Annotated in this window: 18 protein-coding genes, 3 tRNA genes and 1 pseudogene; 11 read left to right on the top strand and 11 right to left on the bottom strand. The window is 72.1% G+C overall.

Annotated features, from left to right (window positions below; translation table 11 throughout):
- Positions 1-81: 81 nt before the first annotated feature.
- Positions 82-155 (bottom strand) — tRNA-Met (locus tag ACFWWQ_RS28185).
- A gap of 221 nt (positions 156-376) precedes the next feature.
- Complete coding sequence (locus ACFWWQ_RS28180; protein WP_384601877.1) at positions 377-937, bottom strand: Ig-like domain-containing protein; 561 nt, start codon at positions 935-937, stop codon at positions 377-379.
- A gap of 1,164 nt (positions 938-2,101) precedes the next feature.
- Here ACFWWQ_RS28180 and ACFWWQ_RS28175 point away from each other — a divergent pair.
- On the top strand, positions 2,102-2,482 hold the full coding sequence (locus ACFWWQ_RS28175; protein WP_384601874.1) for a tyrosine-type recombinase/integrase: 381 nt from the start codon (positions 2,102-2,104) through the stop codon (positions 2,480-2,482).
- Positions 2,483-2,647: 165 nt separating this feature from the next.
- On the opposite strand, the gene ACFWWQ_RS28170 is transcribed toward ACFWWQ_RS28175, so the two are convergent.
- Both ACFWWQ_RS28170 and ACFWWQ_RS28165 read right to left on the bottom strand, forming a co-directional pair.
- Positions 2,648-2,720: transfer RNA gene (locus tag ACFWWQ_RS28170), tRNA-Arg, on the bottom strand.
- A gap of 564 nt (positions 2,721-3,284) precedes the next feature.
- Positions 3,285-3,375: transfer RNA gene (locus tag ACFWWQ_RS28165), tRNA-Ser, on the bottom strand.
- 233 nt (positions 3,376-3,608) lie between these two features.
- On the opposite strand from ACFWWQ_RS28165, the gene ACFWWQ_RS28160 reads away from it, so the two are divergent.
- Both ACFWWQ_RS28160 and ACFWWQ_RS28155 read left to right on the top strand, forming a co-directional pair.
- Complete coding sequence (locus tag ACFWWQ_RS28160) at positions 3,609-4,217, top strand: SSI family serine proteinase inhibitor (protein WP_384601871.1); 609 nt, start codon at positions 3,609-3,611, stop codon at positions 4,215-4,217.
- Between the two features lie 204 nt (positions 4,218-4,421).
- The gene (locus tag ACFWWQ_RS28155; RefSeq protein ID WP_384601868.1) at positions 4,422-8,585 is read left to right on the top strand and encodes a PAS domain-containing protein; all 4,164 of its coding nucleotides are present in this window, start codon (positions 4,422-4,424) and stop codon (positions 8,583-8,585) included.
- A 73-nt stretch (positions 8,586-8,658) separates the two neighbouring features.
- Here the strand turns inward: ACFWWQ_RS28155 and ACFWWQ_RS28150 are convergent, their stop codons facing one another.
- Positions 8,659-10,305, bottom strand: a complete 1,647-nt coding sequence (locus ACFWWQ_RS28150) for a long-chain fatty acid--CoA ligase (RefSeq protein ID WP_384601865.1) — start codon at positions 10,303-10,305, stop codon at positions 8,659-8,661.
- Positions 10,306-10,489: 184 nt separating this feature from the next.
- Positions 10,490-11,056 carry a TetR/AcrR family transcriptional regulator gene (locus ACFWWQ_RS28145; RefSeq protein ID WP_384601862.1) on the bottom strand — a complete coding sequence of 189 codons (567 nt, stop codon included), beginning with the start codon at positions 11,054-11,056 and terminating at the stop codon, positions 10,490-10,492.
- 87 nt (positions 11,057-11,143) lie between these two features.
- Between ACFWWQ_RS28145 and ACFWWQ_RS28140 the strand changes: the two genes are divergently transcribed.
- A complete protein-coding gene (locus ACFWWQ_RS28140) occupies positions 11,144-11,605 on the top strand; it encodes a nuclear transport factor 2 family protein (RefSeq protein ID WP_384601859.1) in 462 nt (153 codons plus the stop codon).
- Positions 11,606-11,725: 120 nt separating this feature from the next.
- Here the strand turns inward: ACFWWQ_RS28140 and ACFWWQ_RS28135 are convergent.
- Positions 11,726-12,209, bottom strand: a pseudogene (locus ACFWWQ_RS28135) (trypsin-like serine protease).
- On the opposite strand from ACFWWQ_RS28135, the gene ACFWWQ_RS28130 reads away from it, so the two are divergent.
- Positions 12,109-12,381 (top strand): hypothetical protein, encoded by a 273-nt coding sequence (locus ACFWWQ_RS28130; protein ID WP_384601906.1) that lies wholly within the window; start codon positions 12,109-12,111, stop codon positions 12,379-12,381. The pseudogene ACFWWQ_RS28135 and the gene ACFWWQ_RS28130 overlap by 101 nt on opposite strands.
- 195 nt (positions 12,382-12,576) lie before the next feature.
- A complete protein-coding gene (locus ACFWWQ_RS28125) occupies positions 12,577-13,392 on the top strand; it encodes an inositol monophosphatase family protein (RefSeq protein ID WP_384601857.1) in 816 nt (271 codons plus the stop codon).
- Here ACFWWQ_RS28125 and ACFWWQ_RS28120 read toward each other — a convergent pair.
- From ACFWWQ_RS28120 to ACFWWQ_RS28110, 3 genes are all read right to left on the bottom strand, one after another.
- A complete protein-coding gene (locus tag ACFWWQ_RS28120; RefSeq protein WP_384601854.1) occupies positions 13,389-13,757 on the bottom strand; it encodes a hypothetical protein in 369 nt (122 codons plus the stop codon). The two genes, ACFWWQ_RS28125 and ACFWWQ_RS28120, sit on opposite strands and share 4 nt — an antisense overlap.
- Before the next feature lie 64 nt (positions 13,758-13,821).
- The gene (locus ACFWWQ_RS28115) at positions 13,822-14,298 is read right to left on the bottom strand and encodes a hypothetical protein (RefSeq protein WP_384601851.1); all 477 of its coding nucleotides are present in this window, start codon (positions 14,296-14,298) and stop codon (positions 13,822-13,824) included.
- 21 nt (positions 14,299-14,319) lie between these two features.
- A complete protein-coding gene (locus ACFWWQ_RS28110) occupies positions 14,320-15,585 on the bottom strand; it encodes a helix-turn-helix domain-containing protein (protein ID WP_384601901.1) in 1,266 nt (421 codons plus the stop codon).
- A gap of 159 nt (positions 15,586-15,744) precedes the next feature.
- On the opposite strand from ACFWWQ_RS28110, the gene ACFWWQ_RS28105 reads away from it, so the two are divergent.
- The 4 genes from ACFWWQ_RS28105 (at position 15,745) to ACFWWQ_RS28090 (ending at position 18,029) form a co-directional block, all read left to right on the top strand.
- Positions 15,745-16,161 carry a DUF6415 family natural product biosynthesis protein gene (locus ACFWWQ_RS28105; RefSeq protein ID WP_384601848.1) on the top strand — a complete coding sequence of 139 codons (417 nt, stop codon included), beginning with the start codon at positions 15,745-15,747 and terminating at the stop codon, positions 16,159-16,161.
- On the top strand, positions 16,151-16,708 hold the full coding sequence (locus ACFWWQ_RS28100; RefSeq protein WP_384601845.1) for an NUDIX domain-containing protein: 558 nt from the start codon (positions 16,151-16,153) through the stop codon (positions 16,706-16,708). Before ACFWWQ_RS28105 ends, ACFWWQ_RS28100 begins: the two co-directional genes overlap by 11 nt.
- A gap of 102 nt (positions 16,709-16,810) precedes the next feature.
- Complete coding sequence (locus tag ACFWWQ_RS28095) at positions 16,811-17,524, top strand: DJ-1/PfpI family protein (RefSeq protein WP_384601843.1); 714 nt, start codon at positions 16,811-16,813, stop codon at positions 17,522-17,524.
- A 61-nt stretch (positions 17,525-17,585) separates the two neighbouring features.
- Positions 17,586-18,029 (top strand): MarR family winged helix-turn-helix transcriptional regulator, encoded by a 444-nt coding sequence (locus tag ACFWWQ_RS28090; protein WP_384601840.1) that lies wholly within the window; start codon positions 17,586-17,588, stop codon positions 18,027-18,029.
- 208 nt (positions 18,030-18,237) lie between these two features.
- On the opposite strand, the gene ACFWWQ_RS28085 is transcribed toward ACFWWQ_RS28090, so the two are convergent.
- Entirely contained in the window at positions 18,238-20,175 is a 1,938-nt protein-coding gene (locus ACFWWQ_RS28085) for a SpoIIE family protein phosphatase (protein WP_384601837.1), read from the bottom strand.
- A gap of 357 nt (positions 20,176-20,532) precedes the next feature.
- On the opposite strand from ACFWWQ_RS28085, the gene ACFWWQ_RS28080 reads away from it, so the two are divergent.
- A partial coding sequence (locus ACFWWQ_RS28080; protein ID WP_384601898.1) for a HAMP domain-containing protein occupies positions 20,533-21,522 on the top strand: 990 nt, incomplete at its 3' end.

The following is a 21,522-nucleotide window of genomic DNA, read 5'->3' as shown; positions in this document are numbered from 1 at the left end:
GCGCGTCTCCCGTCGCGGGCGCATTGCCCACGCAAAAAGCCGTAGGCCCGGTGGACGAATCCACCGGGCCTACGGCGTCAGTAGCGGGGACAGGATTTGAACCTGCGACCTCTGGGTTATGAGCCCAGCGAGCTACCGAGCTGCTCCACCCCGCGTCGGTAAACAGAACTCTACGCGAACTCCGCCCCAATGCCTAATCCCTTCCCCACCACGCCACCCGAGCCCCCGCGCCCCCTCCGCCCCCAGGGCCACAGGCCCCGTCGATTCCTCGACGGGGCCTGTGGCCTGCTGTGCGCTATGGGGGGGGCGGCCCCGCCCCCGCCCCCCCCCCCCCCCGGTTCCGAACGGAGGTCACGCAGCCTGCGTCAACCAGGCATCAACGGGCGAAGAGAGCAGGCGTGATCGAGGCGCTGGCCGTGGCGGGCTGGAACTTCTTGTTACCCGCGAAGTGCGCCTCGTACCCCCCGGCGAGAGCCGGCCCCCACACGCCAAGGGGATCGGTCATGTGGCTTCCGCTGTTGAGGGTGGCGACCCCGTCGGAGCCCGTCGCCGCGCTCCCGATCACCTTGCCGCCGGTCATCTTGAAGGTGACCATGGCGCCTTGGATCGGCTGACCGTCGGGGTCGAGAAGAGTTGCCCTGAAGGTGGCCTTCGCCCCGACCACGGCGCCCGAGACATCTTCGGCAGTGAGCTGCGGGAGCACCTTCGTCTGTTCCCCGCCGTCCGCGGGCGGAGGCTGCGGCGGGTAGTAGCCCTGCGGCGGGTACGGGTAGTACCCGGGCTGGGGCTGCGGCGGGTAGTAGCCCTGCGGGGGCTGCTGCGGGTAGTACCCCTGCGGAGGCGGCGGGTAGTAGCCCTGCGGGGGCTGCTGCGGATAGCCCTGCGGGGGCTGCGGCGGGTAGTAGCCCTGAGGAGGTGGCGCGCTGGGAGTGGACATGAATGTCTCCTAGTAGGGAGAAGATCGGTCCGGTCTGCATCCCCCCAAGCACGTTCGCATAGCCCTCGTTGTGCCGCATTTCGGATTCACCAGCCGAGCTGCGCATCGTTCCCGCCCTTTGATGCCGCGCAACTGACGCAAGCCTCGTCCGTCCGGCTCCGGCACCTGACCGAGCAGGCCGTCAGCCCCTGTGTGGCGCCGTTGCCGTCAGGGGTTGCCGTCATCTGCCGGGATAGCGGCATCGTTCGGGCCGTCGCTCCCGCACCCCCGGCCGAGCAGCTGACGACAGCTCACACCCGCATGAGTGAAATGAAGCATGCTTTCCAGCGGAGCAGGGGAAGCAATACTCGGCAGGCCCCCGGGGCGACGTGGATCCCGAGCGTGCACACTTTCTCGTCTCTCAGATTGGGAAGGAGGATGTCAGTGAACGAGCCAATTCGAGTGACACCAGCGACTGGGGCAGCAGTAGGAGCCTTCTCTGCGCCGATCCACACTCACGGACTTTTCGCCTTGCGTTTTTTCATCCCGGGCGTGAACGCTAATAGTGTGGTGATGGCGTCCCCGTGTGAAACTGACAGCAATGGCACGCCATTTGACGGCCAAGCGCTCATGAAGGTGTACAACGTTGTGCCTCTCGGTGATGGTGTCGAGAGCGTGGATGTCCGAGGCGAGATTGAATGGGACGTTGACCTGAGGGCCCGCGTAAGCTTTCTCGTTGCGTGAACCCCAGATCGGCCCGCAACGCAAGGATGGCCCAGGGAGAAGCTGTCCCGGCTCGCCGCCCGCGACATCCGCGCCTTCCTCGCCAAGACAGCGGTCACCTGCCAGTGCTGCGCTGCGCACAGGGCAAGGACAAGAAGCGGCCGGAGCACAAGCGGCGCTGCTGCGCCCTCGGCACGTGCGGCAAGAAGCTCCCCTCCGACCGGACAAGTAGGGGCGCCAGCTCCTGGCGGCGGCCCAGGACAACCGGCTGCGGGCCGCGTAAGAACTGGCGGTCCGCATCGGCCTGCGGCGTGGTGAGCTGCTGGGGCTGCGCTGGTCGGACGTGGATCTTCACGAAGGCGTCGTCACCGTCCGGCAGGCCCTTCAGCGGGTCGGCGGGGAACTGCTGATCGTCGCGCCGAAGACGCAGCGCTCAGCCCGTCGCGTGGCGTTGCCGACCGAATGGTTGCCGACCGAATGTGTGACGGCACTCCGCGCCCAGCGTGCCCAGCAGATCGCCGACGAGAAGGCAGCCGGCGACACCTGGAAGGGAACGGGGCACGGCCTGTTCTTCACCACGAAGAACGGGCCCCCATCGAGTCGCGCAACCTCAATCGGTCCTTCGAGACGCGGTGCGTCCGCACCGGAATCCGCAAAGTCCGCTTCCATGACCTGCACCACACGTGCGCTTCCCTGCTCCACGAACAGCGCACCGACGCTCGCATGATCACGGAAGTCCTGGGCCACAGCTCGATCCGCATGGCTATGGACATCTATACGTTCGTCCCGGCTCGACTCCCAGCGCTCCGCTTTCGACCGGGCCGGGGACGCACTGAAGGGTGACGGCAACCGGCCGGACGATGACGATGGCGCGACCGACGCGACCGACGCGCTGGTAGCCGTCCGGCCGTCCCGCACCAGTCGTTCAAAGCGGTTGCCGTCGAATACTGCCGTCCAACCAAACACCGGAGGCCCCGTCGATTTCTCGACGGGGCCACCGGCCTACTGTGCGCTCGGCAGGATTCGAACCTGCAACCTTCTGATCCGTAGTCAGATGCTCTATCCGTTAAGCTACGAGCGCTTGGCTTTCCGGCGGTTTTTCTTGCCGGTCGGCGTTGCGTGGACAACATTACATGAACCGCGCCGTGACACGAAATCCATTGCCCACACACCCTCTGACCTGCAGAAACGCCCCTGGGGGCGATTTTCGGAGGGGCTCGGCCCCGGCGGCTTCCCCGTGAGAACGATGAAGATCGATGGGGATCGATGGGGATCGATGCGGATCGACGGGGATCGACGGGGGTCCATGGGGACCGAGGGGCATCGATGGCACTTCGGGGGCTCAGGGCGCCGCCCGGGGCGTCGGGTGGGCCCGGAGTGGTGGCGAAGATCGGCGCCCCGAGCTCGGCCGGCCACCGAACACCGGCGCCCCGAGCTCGGCCGGCAAGCGCCAGCACCCCGCGCCCCGGGGCCCCGCCCCGAAGCTCAGCCCCGCGGGGGTACCTCACACACCGGCCCCCACCGGCGGAAGCCCCCGGCTCCCGGCTCCCGGCTCCCGGCTCCCGGCTCCCGGCTCCCGGCTCCCGGTACGCAAAACGCCTCCGGGCCCCCTCTCGCTAGGAGAAGGGGCCCGGAGGCCGGAACGCGGAGGCGGAGGGATTTGAACCCTCGATGGGGGGTAAGCCCCAAACCGCATTAGCAGTGCGGCGCCATAGACCGGACTAGGCGACGCCTCCACACACCAGCGCGTGAGCGCCGTGGCGTGTCCAGATGATGGCACAGCTCTGCGGGCTGTCACCAATCGCCCCCTACGGTACTCGGCGGGCGGGCCCTCCGGCAAAGACGTTCCTGCAGCGAAACGTCGGGGCGGGAGGCGCGTTAGAGGAGTGGGGCCCGGTGCGGCGTGGCCGTGGGGCGCCCCGGTGGGTGCGTGCCGCGTGCCCGTTCCGCTCTCTCCTCTGGAGCCGTGATGCCGTATCTGAGGAAGTCCCTGCTGACCGTCGTCGCCCCGGTGGTGGCCGCCGCAGCCGCGCTGGCGCTGGCCGCGCCCGCCGCCTCGGGTGCGCCGATCCCGCTGCCGCTGCCCGGGGAGCGCGCCGCGGCGCCGAACCCCACCGGGCCGGCCGGGGTCCTCGACCGTACGGGCCTGCGGCCGCCCACCGGGCACCGTCACCACCGGGGCGTCCCCGGGCTGCCGGGGCCCGACGCGCGCATGGATGACGAGAGCGGGGCCGGGCCGCTGCGGCCCGCGGATCATCTGACGGTGACGGTGACGCGGTCCGGGGCGGCGGGGGTCGACGGGCGGTACGAGCTGTTCTGCCACCCCGACGGCGGGAACCACTTCGACGCGGCGGGGGCGTGCGACCGGCTGGACCGGATGACGCGGTGGGGGCAGGACACGTTCGCGGCGGTTCCGCAGGCCGCGAAGTGCACGATGATGTACGGCGGTCCGATCACCGCGCGGGTCTCCGGCTCCTGGGCCGGGCGGCCGGTGGATGCCGAGTTCCGGCGGACCAACGGCTGTGAGATCGCCCGCTGGGACCGGTTCGAGCCGCTGCTCCCGACGACCGGTTCATGACGCGATGCCCGAGCCATTTCGTGGCGGAGTGGGTGGGCAGGTCAGGACGCGGGGCACATGTCGGGCGTGCGGTGAGTCGCACCCGGCCGGGGCACCACCTGCCCCTCGTCCGCCTCGGAGTCCACGGCAACTGCCCGTAGACTCCCTTCCAGCGGCCCGCCCAGCCGGGCCGGCACTGTGCGGTAACAGGGAGGAAGCGTCGTCGTGAGCAGCAGGCCATCCCGAGGCGCTGCTCGCCTCGCAGCCATACTGGACGCTCTTCCTGACGCCTTGTTGCTCGTCAACTGCAACGGCACGGTCGTCAACGCCAACACCATCGCCCTGGAGACGTTCGAGGCGCCCGGTACCGCCCTGGTGGGGCGTGGGCTCCTCGACCTCCTGCCGTCGTTCGACTCGAAGCGCATCCCCGGCTCCATGCGGCGGCACAGCGCCGATGCCGAGGGCGGGCGGACGAAGCCGACGCGGATGGTGGCGCGCCGTACCGACGGCACCGAGCTGCTCGTCGAGGTGACCAGCGCCAATCTGGAGGACGGCCGTACCCCGTACGAGTCGGCCTTCGAGGCGGCGTACGCGGATCATCGCAACGGCTACACCGGCAACGAACTGCTGATGCTGGTGGTGCGGGACCTGACGGGGACGCTGGACACCGAGACGGAGCTGGCGCGTCAGCAGCGGCAGACGGAGATGATTCTGCGGGCCGCGGCCGAGGGGGTCGTGGGGGTCGACGCGGACGGCAAGGTCGTCCTCGTCAACCCGTCGGCGGCGCAGATCCTCGGCTACCGGGCGAGCGAGCTGGGCGGCAAGGAGCTGCATCCGCTGATGCATCACTCCCGGGCGGACGGTTCGCCGTTGCCGTGGGAGGAGACGCCGCTGGCGGACACGTTGCGGTCCGGGCGCAAGCACCGGGTGCGCGGGCAGGCGCTGTGGGCGAAGGACGGCCGGTCGGTCTCCGTCGATCTGACGACAGCTCCGGTGCGCGACGGTGATCAGCTGGTCGGCGCGGTGATGACGTTCACCGACCGGCGGCCGTACGACGCGCTGGCGGCGCGCCACACGCAGCTGCTGGCGGTGCTGGAGCAGGCGCTGCGCGGGCCGCTGGAGGAGCTGACCGGGGAGCTGCGGACGCTGGCGTCCGACCCGGCGGGGCAGCTGTGGCCGGAGGCCAACCAGATCCTGCACCACCTCGCGGCCGGGCACGCGCGGATGACGACGCTGGTCGACAACGTTCTCAGCTATCAGCGGCTGGACGCCGGGGCGGAGAAGCTGCGGCGCGAGAAGGTGTCGCTGGACGGTGTGGTGGCGGCCGGTGTGGAGGGCGCGATCGATCTGATCGGGCCGGGCCGGGCGCAGTTCGCGGTGCACGCGCCGCCGATCGAGGCGATGGTCGACGCGGAGCGGGTGGCGCAGGCGCTGTCGCATCTGATTGCGGACGTGGCGGGCGTCGACTCGACGGGCCGGATGCCGGCCGCGGACGCGGCGGCGGGTCAGCGCGCGGGAGGCCGCGGCCCGGTGACCCAGGACTCGACGATCGTGGTGGCCGCGGCGCGGCGCGGCGATGTCGTCCGCATCGAGGTGCGCGGCCCGTACCGCGGCGGCGACCCGGTGCACGCTCCGATCGCGCGGGGCATCGTGCGGCAGCACGGCGGGCTGATGCAGACGCACAAGGTGCCGGGCGGCCAGAGCGCGGGCGGCAGCGCGTGGGTGCTGGAGTTGCCGGTGTCGGCGGACGGCACGGTGCCCGCGGGCGGCGGCCGGGCGCGGGAGGCGCAGGGCGAGGGGACGACGGTGATGCCGTTCCCGGCGCAGCGGGCGCGCGGGACGGAGCAACCCGGTACGGACAGTTCGGGTGAGTCCGGCAGGTCGGACGGCGCCGGGCGCGCGGTCGGTGACGGCGCGGGCGGTCATCGGCGGGCGCGGCAGGACGGCGATGCGACGGACGGCGGGTCCGGTGGGACCAGGGCCGGGCGTCCCGGTGGCGACGGTGCGCCCGAGGGCGACGGTTACGGGCGGCGGCGGGCGCCGCAGTCGGACGGTGCGGCGGGCGCGCTTCCGGCGTTGCCCGGTGGTTCGGGCACGGGCGCGGCGCAGCTGACGCCGGTCGGGCATCCGGCGCAGGCGCAGCAGGTGCCGCCACACGGGATCGCGCAGCAGGCCGACGGACGGCGGGCGCGCCGGGCGCTGGCGGAGGCGCCGGAGCGCGCCGGTCAGCAGAGGCCGGGCCGGGCGGACGCGGCGGGCGGCGCGCGGTCGCCGTTCGCGCTGCCTCCGGCGGCGGCCGATCAGGTGCCGGGCACGGCGTCCGCCGCGTCTTCGGGGTCGGCGCTTCCGGCGTTGCCCGCGGTCGCCGGGCAGTCACCCGCGCAGGTCGAGGGGACCGGGCGGCGCCGGGCGCGGCGCCCGGTGGCGAACGGTCCGGCGCAGCCCGCCGGGGCTCCGGCGGGTCCGCCCGGGCTGGAGCCCGCGGTCAACCCCGGGGTGCCGCAGGGCGAGTGGCAGGACGAGCCGACCGGTCGGCGGCGGGCACGGCGGGCCGCGGCCGAGGAGCGGGCGGCGGCCGCGATGGCGGATTCCGAGGCGTCCGGGATGTTCGTGGCGGGCCCCGAGGGACTGGTGGCGCAGTCCAGCGACGAGGACGCGGAGGGCGCCGGTGCGGCGCCGGGCGCGCAGCAGCAGGGATCCCCGGGCCCGCAGCCGGGCCGGCAGTCGGGCCCGCAGTCGGGGCCGGGCGCCCCGGGCCGGCAGGCTCCGCAGCAGGGGCAGCAGCCGGGGCGCCAGGGCCAGCACGGCCAGCACGGCCAGCACGGGCGTCCCGAGGAGTACGGGCCGCAGCAGGCCCGCCCGGATGTGCCGCAGCAGCGCCCGGCCCACGTCGGCGGGCCCGTACCGCCGCAGGGTGCGGGGCAGCCGGTGCCGTCGCAGGGGCCGGGCCAGTCCGTACCGCCGCAGGCCGCGCCGATGCCCCAGGGCTCGGGGCAGCCCGTCCCCCCGCAGGGCGCCGGTCAGCCGATGCCGTCCCAGGGGGCGGGTCAGCCCGTACCCCGGCAGGGTGCGTCGATGCCGCAGACTCCGGGTCAGCCCGTACCGCCGCAGGGTGCGCCGGTGCCGCCCGCCGAGGCGACGCGGGCCGCGCACGGCAGTGCGCCCGGGGCCGTTGCGGCCGAGGGGGAGGCGCCCGCGCCGACCGGGCGGCGGCGGGGGCGGCCCAGTCCTGCCGAGACGGAGGCGGAGCAGCGGCCGGAGGAGGACGGCGGGCCGGGGCCCGAGCAGTCGCACGGCCGGGAGTTCAGCGTCCGCACGCTGGGGCAGGGTGTGCCGTTCGCGCAGCAGCTCGTCGATCCGCAGGCAGCGCAGGGGACCGCCGCCGGGGGCACGCCGCCCGCCGGTACCCCGGCCGCCGGGTCGGGTCGTCGTCGTAGGCTCGCCGCGCCGCAGGAGGGCGCGCGCGGGGAGGCGGGCGCCGGGCGTCGGCAGGCGTCGGCGCTGTCCGGGCAGGGCGCGCAGCCGCATCTGCTGGACGCGAGCGAGGGCCGGGCGTTCGCGGTCTCCGCGCCGGACGAGGGCAGCGAGGGACCGGAGCCGCTGGACGGGCCGAACGGCGCCGTGGAGGTGCTGGGTCCGCAGCAGCCGCCGATGGACGACGAGTTGCCGCCGGAGCCGCTGGACAATCCGCGGCGGCTGCTGGTGTGGCCGGCGCCGGATGTCTCCACGCAGCAGGCGCTCAGCGACCGCGGCTACCGTCCGGTGATCGTCAACTCCCGCGAGGAGGTCGACGCGCAGATCGCGGCGTATCCGGCCGCGCTCTTCGTCGATCCGCTGACCGGGCCGATCACCCGTACCGCGCTTCAGTCGCTGCGCCAGGCGGCGGGCGCGGCGGAGGTTCCGGTGCTGGTCACGGCCGGTCTGGGGCAGGCGACGCGGGAGGCCGCGTACGGCGCGGACCCGGCGGTGCTGCTGAAGGCGCTGGCGCCGCGGGACAGCGAGCAGCATCCGCCGCGGGTGCTGCTGATCGAGCAGAACGACGTCGTCGCCGGGGCGTTGACCGCGTCGCTGGAGCGGCGCGGGATGCAGGTGGCGCGGGCCGGGACGGACAGCGACGCGGTCGCGGTCGCGCATCAGGTGCGGCCGAACCTGGTGGTGATGGACCTGATGCAGGTGCGTCGCCGCCGCGCCGGGATCGTCGACTGGCTGCGCGCGAACGGTCTGCTGGACCACACCCCGCTGGTCGTCTACACCTCCGCCGGCCTCGACCCGGCGCAGCTGCCGCGCCTCGCGGACGGCGAGACGGTGCTGTTCCTCGCGGAGCGCTCGACCAGCGCCGAGGTGCAGGCCCGGATCGTCGATCTGCTGGCGAAGATCGGGACGAACTGAGCGCACGCCCGCTCGGCGGCGGAGCCCCCGTAGGTGATGTCCCTACGGGGGCTCCGGCGCGTCGGTGTGCGGCTCACCCCAGGTGGGTGACGTCCAGCTCGCCGTCCGCGTACCGCTGGCGCAGCACCTTCTTGTCGAACTTGCCGACGCTCGTCTTCGGGACGGACGCGATCCGCGCCCAGCGCTCGGGCAGCTGCCAGCGGGCGATGCGGTCGGCGAGGAACGCCTTCAGCGCGTCGTGGCCGGTCGTGGCGGAGTCGATGAGGACGACGGTGGCGAGCGGCCGTTCGCCCCACCTGTCGTCCGGGACGGCGATCACCGCGGCTTCCGCGACGTCCGGGTGGGCCATGAGGTGGTTCTCCAGCTCCAGGGAGGAGATCCATTCGCCGCCGGACTTGATGACGTCCTTGGCGCGGTCGGTGAGGGTGAGGTAGCCGTCGCGGGTGATGGTGCCGACGTCGCCGGTGCGCAGCCAGCCGTCGGGGCTGAACTTGTCCTCGGGGCGCTGCGGGGCGCCGTCCGCGCCGCCGTAGTAGGCGCCCGCGATCCACGGGCCGCGGACCTCCAGTTCCCCGGCGGACGCGCCGTCCCAGGGCAGCCGGGTGCCGTCCGGGCCGATCAGCCGGGCCTCGACGGAGGCGGGGAAGCGGCCCTGGGTGGTGCGGTAGCGCCACTCGTCGTCGCCGGTGGCCCCGGCGGGCGGGTGGGCGACGGTGCCGAGCGGGGAGGTCTCCGTCATGCCCCAGGCGTGGACGACGCGGATGCCGTGCCGCTCCTCGAAGCCGCGCATCAGGGCGGGCGGGCAGGCGGAGCCGCCGATGACGACGGTCCGCAGACAGGCCACGTCCCGCCGGTTGGCGTCGAGTTCGGCGAGGAGGCCCTGCCAGATGGTGGGGACGGCGGCGCCGATGGTGGGCCGCAGCGTCGCGATCATCTCGGCGAGCGGCGCGGGCTGGAGGAACCGGTCCGGCATCAGCAGCGACGCCCCGGCCATGAAGGCGGCGTGCGGCATGCCCCAGGCGTTGACGTGGAACATCGGGACGACGGGAAGCGCCAGGTCGTCGGCGCCGAGCGCGAAGGCTTCGGTGGTGTTGACCTGGAGGCAGTGCAGGTAGAGGGAGCGGTGGCTGTAGAGGACGCCCTTGGGGTCGCCGGTGGTGCCGGAGGTGTAGCAGAGGATGGCGGCCTCGCGTTCGTCCAGCTCGGGCCAGTCGTGGCGCTCCGGGTGCCCGGTGAGGAATTCCTCGTAGTCGTGGACGGTGGGGCGGGCGCCGTCCAGGACGGTACGGTCGCCGGGCCCCGCGACGATGAGGTGCTCCAGGAGCGGCAGTTGGGGCAGCAGGGGCGCGAGGAGTGGCAGCAGGCTGCCGTTGACGAGCAGGACGCGGTCCTCGGCGTGGTGGGCGATCCAGGTCAACTGCTCCGGGGCGAGCCGCAGGTTGAGGGTGTGCAGTACCGCGCCCATGGACGGGACGGCGAGATACGCCTCCAGGTGCTCGGCGTTGTTCCACAGAAGGGTGGCGACACGGTCCTCCCGCTCGACGCCGATGCCACGCAGCGCGTGGGCGAGTCGCGCGGCCCGCGCGCCGACCTCGGCGAAGGTCCGCCGGTGCGGCTCACCGCCGGTCCAGGTGATGACCTGCGACGATCCGTGGACGGTCGAACCGTGCTCCAGGATCCGCGAAACCGTGAGCGGTACGTCCTGCATCGTGCTGAACACCGAGTGCCTCCGCGTGGTACGGGCGCTGCTGCGGGCGCTTGTTACGGGCGAGTAGTGACGCTGGGTGCGATTCTCGGTGCGTACCGGGTGGTATGTCACGTGCTTGGGGGTGTTCTTCGGGGCACACATGGGTAGCGCCGTCTGCGCGCGTGCCCGTGGGAACGGCGCCGCCGCGGCTCGGGGATCAGGCCGCTCCGAGCAGCGTCGCGGCGGCTGCTCGGGCGTGACGGGCCGGGGTCGGGTCGCCGCTGATACCGGCCGTCACGATGGCGCCTTCGGCGAGGAGGAAGACCGGTTCGGTCACCGGCAGCCCGGTGGCGTGGACCCATCCCGCGATCTGGTCGTGGAACGCCTGCTTGTGCGACCGGACTTCGGCCAGCACTGCCTCGGACGACGGGCCGAGTTCACCGTGTGCGTTGACCCAGGCGCAGCCACGGAAACCGGGCTCCGCGAACCACGAGGCCAGCCAGTCGAAGAGCGCGAGAACGCGCTCGCGGGGATCGGGGACCTGCTCCACATGGGCGGCCAACTCGCCCCGCCACCGCTGATCACGGCGTTGGAGCACCGCCACCACCAGATCCTCCTTCGCCGCGAAGAACCGGTAGATCCGCTTCAGCGGCAGTCCTGACGCCGCGCGGACCTCGTCCATGCCGACCGCCTGGATGCCCCGCCCGTAGAAGAGCCCCTCCGCCGCGTCGAGCAGCGCCTCGCGGTCCAGGCGATTGCGCTCATCGGTGATCGGGGCGGGCATCCGTGGCTCCTTGACGTCGAGAACGATCGTTCCCTACTGTAACCCGGACCAATGGAGAACACCCGTTCTCGATGCGAGGAGGCCGCCGTGCCGGAAGACCGTCCACCCCGTCCGCCGTTCACGCGGGAAACCGCCCTGCAGAAGGTCCAGGCCGCCGAGGACGCGTGGAACACCCGCGATCCCCACCGCGTGGCACTGGCCTACACACCCGACTCGCAGTGGCGGAACCGGGACACGTTCCTCAGCGGCCGCGAGGAGATCGTCGCCTTCCTGACCGGGAAGTGGGAACGCGAACTCGACTACGCGCTGCGCAAGAGCCTGTGGTCGTTCCACGAGAACCGGATCGCCGTCCGCTTCCAGTACGAGTGCCACGACACGGAAGGCCGCTGGTGGCGCAGTTACGGCAACGAACTGTGGGAGTTCGACGACCACGGCCTCATGCGACGCCGCGAGGCGAGCATCAACGACGTCGCCATCACGGAAACCGAGCGGCGCATCCACGGGCCCCGCCCCAGGGACGCGTACGGGGTCGACTTCCCCCTGCGGTGAATGCGGGGCAATGCGGGGCTTTCCCCTCCGGTGGCGCGCCGCACCGGAGTGGGAGGGCGTCGCGCCCAGCCCTGGGCCCGGCGGAGCAGCGCGGGCCCCGGGTCTCCGGCTCCTCGCCCGCTACTTCCCGGTGACCGACCGGATCCAGGACAGCTGGCGGGAGATCTCGCCCGCGCCGGCGATCTGCTCGCGGTCGGAGGTGTCGAAGACGCCGAGGAGGGTTTCGGTGCCGTTCGGGGCGATGCTCATCACCGGGCCGCCGGAGTCGCCGCCGGCGGGCAGCCCGGCCACCTTCTCCATGCAGAAGTCGGAGCCACCCGGCGCGCTGAAGCCGTCGCAGCGCGGGTCGTCCGGCCGTACGACCCGCAGGTCCGACTGTTTGAGCACCGGAGACTGACAGGCGTTCTCGTCCCCGGTGCAGGTGGCGCCCCACCCGTACTGGCGGACCAGTTGCCCCTGGTGGACCTGGTTGCACCTGCTCGAAGAAGCAGTGCGAGGCGCTGATGATCCACTCCGGGGCGACGGCGGTACCGGTGCACTCCGGCTTCCCGTCGACGAGCATCCGCACCGCCCACGGGCCGTACGTACTCTCCGTCCCGCCGATGACGGCGGCGGCCGGTGTGGACGACAGCATCACACCCGTCACCAGCAGCAAGGCGGTCAACAGCAGCGCACGGACGCGACGCACCCTCCGGATCAGCTCCTTCGGCGGGGAATGGCCGTACGACTGGGGAGAGGGCGCGGCAAGGCGAAGAGTTCCGGAAAGTTCCGGATGATTTTTCGACGGGTTCCGCTCGGGAGCCGCGTCCCACTACGTTGCCATAGCGGCGTGTTGAGCTCGGCGGTGCGGGCGCGGTCGATGACGCTCCGCTCGGCGTGGACGCGGCGGATCGCCTCGATCCCGGTGCTCTGGGGTGCGATCACCAACAAGTGCCCACAGACGGCGACTTCGCCTCGATAGCCTGCAGGGCGTGAACACCTCATGTGTGCGTGCCGACGACGTCGACGTTGCGGTGGCCGGGGCGCAGGCCGGTGCGGGCGTGGTCCGCGCGATGTACGGCCGGCGGCTCACCCGCATCGACAAGGGCGACGGGGACTTCGCCACCGCCGCCGACGTGGCGGCCGAGAAAGCCGTCCTCGACATCCTCCGTACCGCCCGGCCCGACGACGCGGTGCTCGGCGAGGAAGGCGGTCAGCAGGGCGCCGCCGATGCCGCGCGCCAGTGGCTGGTGGATCCCCTGTGCGGCACGCTGAACTACGCCTCCGGCACCATGGCCGTCGCGGTCAACGTGGCGCTGCGCGACGGCGCGGCGGCGGTGGCCGACCCGTTCAGCGGCGAGGTCTTCTTCACCGACGGTGCGACCTCCTGGGTACGGAACGCCGGGGACGACACACCGCTGGCGCCCACACCCGCCACACGGCTGGTGGACGTCAACCTGGAACCGCCGTTCCCGAGCGCCCCCGGATTCCGCGCCGTGGACCTGCTGACCCGCCCCGGGTTCGCCGCCCGTTTCCGGCCCCGCGTCCTGTCCACGTCCCTGGCGCTGACCTGGGTCGCCGCCGGTAGGCGCGCCGCGTACGTCACCGACGGCGGCGACCTCTCCGGGAGCGTGCACTTCGCCGCCGGCATCGCCCTGTGCCGGGCCGCCGGCTGCGTGGTCACCGGAGTGGACGGCGCCCCGCTCGGCGAAACGGGCCGGGGACTCGTGGCCGCCGCCGACGCCGAGACCCACGCCCTGCTGATGGCGATGATCCGCAGCGGGAGCCAAGGGCTGTCCCACCCTTAGAAAGCGTCCTCGGCCCGCTGAATCGCGTCGAAGACGTCCGCGTCCGTCTCCCGCTGCCACTCCGGCAATGCGGGCCAATCGGCGACGTATCCGGGCTTCGGATCCTCGAAGTGCCGGTACATCTGCGCCGTCCAGCACGTCGCGACGAACCGGCCCTTCTGCTCCCGCGTGAGCCGGGCGGCGTGCCCGCCGCTCACCTCCAGGAACTGCCGCACCTGCGCGTACACCGCCCCCGCGGCCACCTGCTCCCACTCCGGCGTCCCGTCCCACGGCGTGACGTAACCGGGCTTCGGCTCCCCGGGGAAGTGCCGCCGCACTCCGGCGATCCATGCCTCACGGAAGATGCGTGCGCCTTCGGTTGTCATTCTGCGTTCCCCTCTCGACGGGTCATGGTGTGCGCGGGGCCCGCGCCTCGGTACGGGTTCGGGGCTAATCCCGCGTCGCCCCCTCCGGCCAAACGACCTCGACCGGCACTCCGGTACGGCGGGCATGGGCCACCACGTCCGCGGTGCCACCGTAGCCGCGCGCCGGTTGTCCGTCCCAGACGGCGAGAAGCCGGTCGGACAGGCCGACAAGGATCTCGCTGCCGCGCATGTGCGCCTGCTCCGTCGACTCCCGCATACCGGTGCGGTGCACCTCGGCCGCCCGACTGAGCAGCGCGTCGTACGTGACGTGGTGGAACGCGGGCAGACCGGCCCGGTAGTCCTCGGCCGGTACGACCGCCTCCAGCCGACCGCCGCGGGCGAGAACTGCCTCCGCGAACCAGGCGTCGGGGCCGTCCGCGATACACGAGATGCCGCACAGGCCGGAGCCGTCGTATGCCTCCAACGCCGCACTGAGCAGGGACCGGACTTGCCTCTCGACGTCGGCGGAGAGGCCGCGGTGGCCGGTGATTCCCAAACGCATGATGAGTTCCTTCATTTTGAGTTACATGAATACGCCATACAGCCGGTCGTCGAAGTCACGTACAACCTTGGGCGGGGTGGTGGTTGAGTATGAGCGGCGCAGGCCGCGCGCTCGCTCGACAATTCGCCCCGACTGGTACCGCAGTCCAATCTCCAATGCCTGCGTTGCCATGGTGAAAGCGCCATCTAGTCGCCCGGAGGCCATGTGCCCTGATGCGATGTCGAGCATCAGCAGAGCCCGCTGTTTTTCGTGGCCCGGCGTCGCTGCCGCACCTCTGGTATCCGGTGCGCTGAACACCCATCGAGGCCGCCCGAGGTATGCCCCACACGACACCCGCACAGCTGCGACTTTCGCCTCAGTGAAGGAGAAGACCCACGGCCAGGGTGGCGCTTCCTCGTCTTCGATCCGGCGTACGTGACGTACCGAAGCGGTCAGAGCTGCGTCCGCCGAATCCACGTCACCGGCGGCAGCATGCGCCAGCGCTTCGACACCGAACAGCCAGGCGTCGGCTATCGCTGGAACACAGGGCCCGAGTTGCTTGCGCGCTGATCGCGTAAGAGTCAGACCTTGGGCAGAATTTCCCGCGTGTGCTTCGAACTGCGCCAGGCTGCCCAGCTGATACGCCGCGAGCAGAGGATTGCGAGAGCGGCGCGCGGCCTTGATCGATACGCCGTACCACGTGCGGGCCGACCCGTGATCTCCGATATCCCAATGAAGCCACCCGGCTAGGCTCGCCACCTCACTCCCCACAGCTGCGAGGTCGCTCCGATCTTGATCGTTCTCCGCGTCCTGCGTAATCCGCTGGGTCATTCGCAGGTGTGCCAGCACCGTTTCTGCGAGCTGCCGTGAAGGAGTCGAACCGTCCAGTCGTCGAAATGCTGACGTTGCGGTGCGCAATGCAGCCGCCTGATTGCTCTGCATCGGACGCGCAGACGTGGCAGGCACGACGGAGGACACAGCCACCGCAGCCGCTCTGCTGAGAAAACTCCGCCGCTCCGCATCGGTTCCTGTCCGGTCTCCGAGCGCGACCGGCACCGCAGCATGATCGGCCAAGCCGACGAGATTCGGAGGAATCTGAAGATGACTGGCCACTTGGGCCAGCTGCGCCGTGTCATACGACGCCACACCCCTGCTCTCCAGACGCGAAATCGCCGATTGGCTGGTACCGCATGCCTCTCCGAGACGCCGCTGCGATAACTGAGCCGCTACTCGTGCGAGTCTCACAACCTTCCCGTAGTCGCCCCTACGCGTCGCCTCGCTGATCGCACGTGACGACCAATTCACCATGACAACTCCCTCGATACGCATTGGTACACGCCATCTGCACCGGGAGCAGCATTCAGATGCGCTGCGCGAATCGTCTTATGCAGTAAGCGGGTTGTTCGTAGCGACCCAAGCATGCCCAGCAGTTGAGTCAGCGCACTACCCGGAACAGGGAGGAAACGCATGATCGACGAGACGCCGGAACTGTCTCATTGCCTGTACACACTGGGACTCGTGTACGCCCCACCGCCGCTGGACGAATCAGCCCACGCTAAGGCCGCCCTCGACTGCGACCGCTCCCTGGCCCCCCACCAGCAGATGCCTCCCCCAGAGGAGATCGCCGACCTGGCGGCACGGATCGCCGATCACTGTGCGGGGCTCGCGAAGGCATGGGAAGGGCGCTCGCCGGAAGCCCGCACGCCCCGCATCGCCACCGCCCTACGTGACTGGCAGTGTCTGCGTACGGGCCCCGGTGAGGGCCCCTTCGCCGCCTGGCTGCACCTGCGGGCCATGGCGCGTACGTGCCGGACGCTGCTCGGCCAGGGCCAGTCGCAGGCCCTCCTCGTCTCTCTCCCCGAGGAGGATGGTCGTGACCGTTGACGCCGGAGCCCTCACCCGCGAACTCACCGACTACCTCCGCCAATACCCCGAAGAACTGGGCCCGTTGATGCCGCTGTACGACGCCCTGCGGGATCACGCGCGGCGGGAGCGGTGTCCGCACGGTGGGCGGTGTCCCGAGGTGCGGGCCGGGGCGCTGTTGGTCGATGAGCGGGGGCGGGCGTTGCTGCTGCGGCACAGCGGGGGCTGGGCGTTTCCGGAGGGGGTGCCCGAGCCGGGGGACGGTTCGCTGCGGGGGACGGCGTACGGGCTGTTGCGGGAGTTCGGTGGGGTGCGGGAGGCGTGGGCGGTGCCGGGGGCGGAAGGGCCGGTGCTCGTCGATGTCGGCGTGGCGCCCGGGGGTGGGGCGGGCGGCGCGCCCCGGATTCGCGTCGGATTCCGGTACCTCTTCGCCGCCCGCGCGGACGCCGTACCGCGGGTGGTGCTCCGTACGGGGCTGGCGCGGTGGGCCGATATGGGGGAGGTGGACGAGCGGATCGCGAGGCGGGTGCGGCCGTATGCGGGGGTGGTCGGCGTGGAGAGCTCCTGACGGAAGGCTCTTCCGCGGTCTTCTTAGCGGGAACTTACAGGCCAACTTGTAGCCTAACTGCAAGATGTTATGCAAGACCGCGAGGCGAGGAGAAGAAGGAACATGACCGATGAACTGCGCAAGCTCGACGTCGCGATCCTGGTGTGTCCCGGGTACCTGCCGGCCGATGTCATCGGGGTCCACACGCTTCTGGGCTTCCAGCCGGAGGTGAACGTACATCTCGTCTGGAAGGACCTCGACGAGCTGACGGGCACCCCCCACTTCCCCACGCGTGCCACCACCACGTTCGAGGACTGCCCGGCCGACCTCGACGTCCTGCTCGCGGGCGCGGTGCCCGCCGAGATCTTCGAGGACGCCCAGACGCTGGAGTTCCTCGCCGACCGCGGCGGCCGCGCGAAGTGGGTCGCGGGTGTCTGCATGGGCAGCGTGCTGCTGGGCGCGGCCGGGCTGCTCCGCGGGTACCGGGCCACCACCAACTTCCACGCGTACGACCTGCTGCCGTACTACGGGGCGACCCCGGTGCCGACCAACCGCGTCGTGGAGGACCGCAACCGCATCACCGCCGGACCGGCGACCGGCGGCCTGGAAATCGCGCTGCGGCTGATCCAGGACCTCCGCGGCACCGAGGCCGCGCGCCGGTCCGAACTGACCTGGGAGTACGCCCCGGAGCCCCTGTTCGGCGTCGGCACGCCGGAGCTGGCCGGGCCCGAGCTGGCCGGGGCCTCGATCAGGGATTTCGACGAGAAGCACGCCGCCCTCCGGGAGCTGTCCGAGCGGGCGGCCGAGCGGCTCGGTGTCGTGGTGCCGCCGGCCTGAGAGGCGGCTGGGACACTGAACACGGGGTTCCGGAACGTAGCGCCCCGGTAGGGAGTCTCAGGTGAGCAAGGCGCCGGAGGGTGCACCGTCGACCGTCATATTGGTGATCGCCGCCGGGCGGCGTCTGCAGGCGCAGATGGAGGACCGGCTCGTCGGCATCGGCCTGTCGGTGCGGCTGTTCAGCGCGCTCGGACACCTCTCGCGCGACGCCGACCTGTCGTACAGCGATCTTGCCCGCCGTGCGGGCGTCACCAGTCAGAGTATGCGCGCCACCGTTCTCCTGCTGGAGGAGATGGGGGCGGTGGAACGCAACCTTCAGGGGCAGGGGCACCGCGCACGGCTGGAGCTGACCGACGAGGGTCGCGCGCTGCTCGCCAGTGCGCAGAGCCTCGTGTCGGAACTGGACGCGGAGTTCCTGGCGGATGCGGACGAGGACCTCAAGGGGACGCTGGAAGAGGCGTGCCGGCGTGCCCTGGGGGGCTCGTTTCCGGTCCAGCCGCAGTAGGGGCGTGCCCGGGGCGGTGGCGTCGCCGTATCCGTACGCCGGTGGTGCCCGCGCGGCCGGGGCGGGGCGCGCCACCGCGGTGTTCACCCGGCCCACGCGCAGTGGAACTCCTCGGCCGTGACCGGCTCCACCGGGTCGCCATCGGGGGCGATCGGGGGGCCCACCCGGCTTCGGCACACGGTCCGGCGCCCCCGCGGCGCCCAGGGCGTCAGCCGCCGTCGGCGCGAGCCCGGGCCGCCGGGGGCACCGCCTGGAGGACGAGGACGGAGAGGTCGTCCTCGACGGGGCCGGGGCCGAAGTCGTGGGCGGCGCGGCGGACGTGTTCGGCGAGGGCGTTGGCGCCCAGGCCCCAGCCGTCGCGGAGGATGTCGGCGAGGCCGTCGTTGTCGTCCAACTGCCAGCTGCCGCACCGTCGTTCGGTCACGCCGTCGGTGACGCAGACCAGCGCCTCGCCGGGGGCGAGGATGAACGGGCTGGCGCTGAACTCGGCACCCTCGTCGATACCGAGGAGCATCTGCGGTTCGGAGACGGGGACGACGCTGCCGTCGGTGCGCAGATGGAGCGGGAGCGGGTGGCCGGCGCTGGCGACGGACCCGCCGGCGCCTGGGACGCCCGGTTCGCTGGTCACCTCGCCGCACAGGAGGCTGAGGAAGCGCGGACGGGCCTGTTCGCCGCCGGCTTCAACGGCCTCCATGCTCTCCTCGGCCATGGCGGCGTTGAGGCGTTCCAGGACGGATTCGACGCCGTGGCCCTCGCGGGCGAGGAGCCGCACGAGGTGGCGGGCGAGGCCGGTCACCGACATGGCCTCGGGGTCCTTGCCCTGGACGTCGCCGAGGAGGAAGCACCAGCGGCGCTCGCCCAGCGGGAAGATGTCGTAGAAGTCGCCGCCGACGGTGAGGTCCTCGCCGTGCGGTTCGTAGACGACGGCGGTGTCGACGCCGGTGATGCTGGCGAGGGAGGTGGGCAGCTGGCGCCGCTGGAGGGCGCGGCTGATGGCGCGCTGGCGGGTGTACTGGCGGGCGGTGTCGACGGCCTGGGCGACGCGGCGGGCAACGGCGTCGACGGTACGGGCGATGCCATCGGTCATCCGCAGCCGTCCGGCCCGGCCGAGCAGCAGCATGCCCTGTTCCCGCCCCTGGAAGACGAGGGGGAAGGCGAGCGCGGAGCCGCCCGCCGGGCCGCCGCCGGCGCTCTCCGGCCAGGGCCAGGCGGTGCCGGGGGCGGTGACGACGTCCGCCGGGGGTTCGCGTTCCAGCTCGGCGCGGAGCGGTCCCAGGCGGCGTTCGTCGGCGTGCCAGACGCGGGAGAGGTGCAGGCCGGCGGTGCCGGAGGACTCGGTCCGCAGCCAGATGCCACACCAGTCGGCGAGCCGGGGAACGAGCAGCTGGGCGACGAGCGCGGTGACGAGGTCCTGGTCGAGCTGGCCGGCGAGGAGTTCGCTGGTCTCGGCGAGGAGGGCGGGCCTGCCCAGGTCCGCCCAGTCGGTCCCGTCGGCCCCGTCCGCCCCGCCGGGCCTGTCCGCCCCGTCCGCCCCGTCCGCCCCGCCGGGCCCGTCCGCCCCGTCCGCCCCGTCCGCCCCGTCCGCCCCGTCCGCCCCGTCCGCCCCGTCGGGCCTGTCCGCCCCGCCGGTGGCCGCGCCCCCCGCCTCCGCCGCGACCGTACCGGCAAGGCCGGGGCGGGATACGGCGGCGGGGGCCCGGCCGGGGGTTTCCAGGCGGAACCAGACGGCCTTCTCGGCCCGCCGGTAGGTCACGCCCCAGGCTTCCGACAGGGCGCGGATCAGCTGGAGGCCGTAGCCGGGTTCGGCGTGGGGGGACGGGCCGGGGGCGGTGGAAGGGTCGCGCAGGCTCCGGGACGGGTGGCGGTCCACGACCTCGATCACCACGCCGATGCCCTCCGGGCGGCCCTCGGGACCGAGGCCGGTCGGGCGGTGGTGGCCGCGTTCCAGGCGGCAGCTGACATCGATGTCGGTGCCCGCGTACATGACCGCGTTGGTGACGAGTTCGCTGGTCAGGAGGACAGCGTCAGAGACGAGGCCCTCGGTGACCGCGTCCGTCGCGGGTGCGTGGCCGGTGAGCGCGGCGCGGACGAAGCGACGGGCGGCGGCGGGCGCGAGCTGGTTCGCCGGGATTCCCTTCCGGGACACGGACGCGGACGTCTGCGCGGACAGCGGTCCCACTGCGCCCCCTGCGTACGCCTGAGCAGAACGATTTACCTGCCCTTAAACTAAGGCATATATGACTAATTGGACAGTCCGCCGGTCGTGAGGAGACGGTCGGCGGGCCGTGCACAGCGAACCGCTTGGGGAGAGTGCGCCATGGCACACGACCCGGTCCGGCGTGGGCCTGCCACGCCCCCCTCAGGCTCCGGTCCGGCCGACCGGACCGCGGCGCCGGGTTCCGGGACACACCACCACCCGTCGGCCCCCGATACCGCCGGGCGACCGGCCGCCCCGTACCCCGGCGGGATACCCGTGCGGGAGCTGTGGCCGTTGCTCGCGGCGATGCGGGCGCTGTGCGACGGCGACTTCTCGGCCCGGGTGACGGGTGAGCCGGACGGGGTGCTCGCCGAGGTCGCCGGGGTCTTCGACCAGATCGTCGCCCGTAACGCGCACCTGGCGGGCGAGCTGCAACGCGTACGCCACGAGATCATCCGGGAGGGCCGGCTCGACGAGCGGATCGCGCCGGGGCCCGGTCAGGGCGACTGGGCGGTGAACGTCGACGCCGCCAACACCGTCCTGGACGCGCTGGTCGTGCCCGTCTCGAAGGTGTCACGGGTACTGGAGGCGGTGGCGGACGGTGATCTGACGCAACGCGTCGACCTGCACGACGGCAGCCGCCGGCTCTGCGGCGACCTGCGCCGCCTGGGCAGCGGCGTCAACCGCATGGTCGATGAACTGTCGATGTTCACCGGCGAGTTGACGCGGGTCGCGCGGGAGGTCGGGACGGAGGGGCGGCTCGGCGGGCGGGCGAGGCCGCAGGGGCTTTCCGGCGACTGGCTCCAGGTGACGGAGGCGGTCAACACGATGGCGGCGCGGCTGACGGCGCAGGTCCGCGACATCGCGGTGGTGACGACGGCGGTGGCGCGCGGCGACCTGACGCAGCAGGTGACCGTCGAGGCCACCGGGGAGCTGCTGGAGCTGAAGCTGACCGTCAACACCATGGTCGACCAGCTCTCCGCCTTCGCCGACGAGGTCACCCGCGTCGCCCGCGAGGTCGGCACCGAGGGCCAGCTCGGCGGACGGGCGCAGGTACGGGGCGCATCGGGCGTGTGGAAGGACCTCACCGACAACGTCAACTTCATGGCGTCCAACCTGACGTCGCAGGTCCGCAGCATCGCGCAGGTCACCACGGCGGTCGCCAACGGCGATCTGAGCCAGAAGATCGTGGTGGGCGCGCAGGGCGAGATCCTGGAGCTGAAGTCGACGATCAACACCATGGTCGACCAGCTCTCCGCCTTCGCCGACGAGGTCACCCGCGTCGCCCGCGAGGTC

It is taken from the genome of Streptomyces sp. NPDC059080 (assembly GCF_042739975.1).
Lineage (GTDB): Bacteria > Actinomycetota > Actinomycetes > Streptomycetales > Streptomycetaceae > Streptomyces > Streptomyces benahoarensis.
Note: the sequence above shows the minus strand (reverse complement) of the source record. Positions and strands in the feature narration are given on the sequence as shown.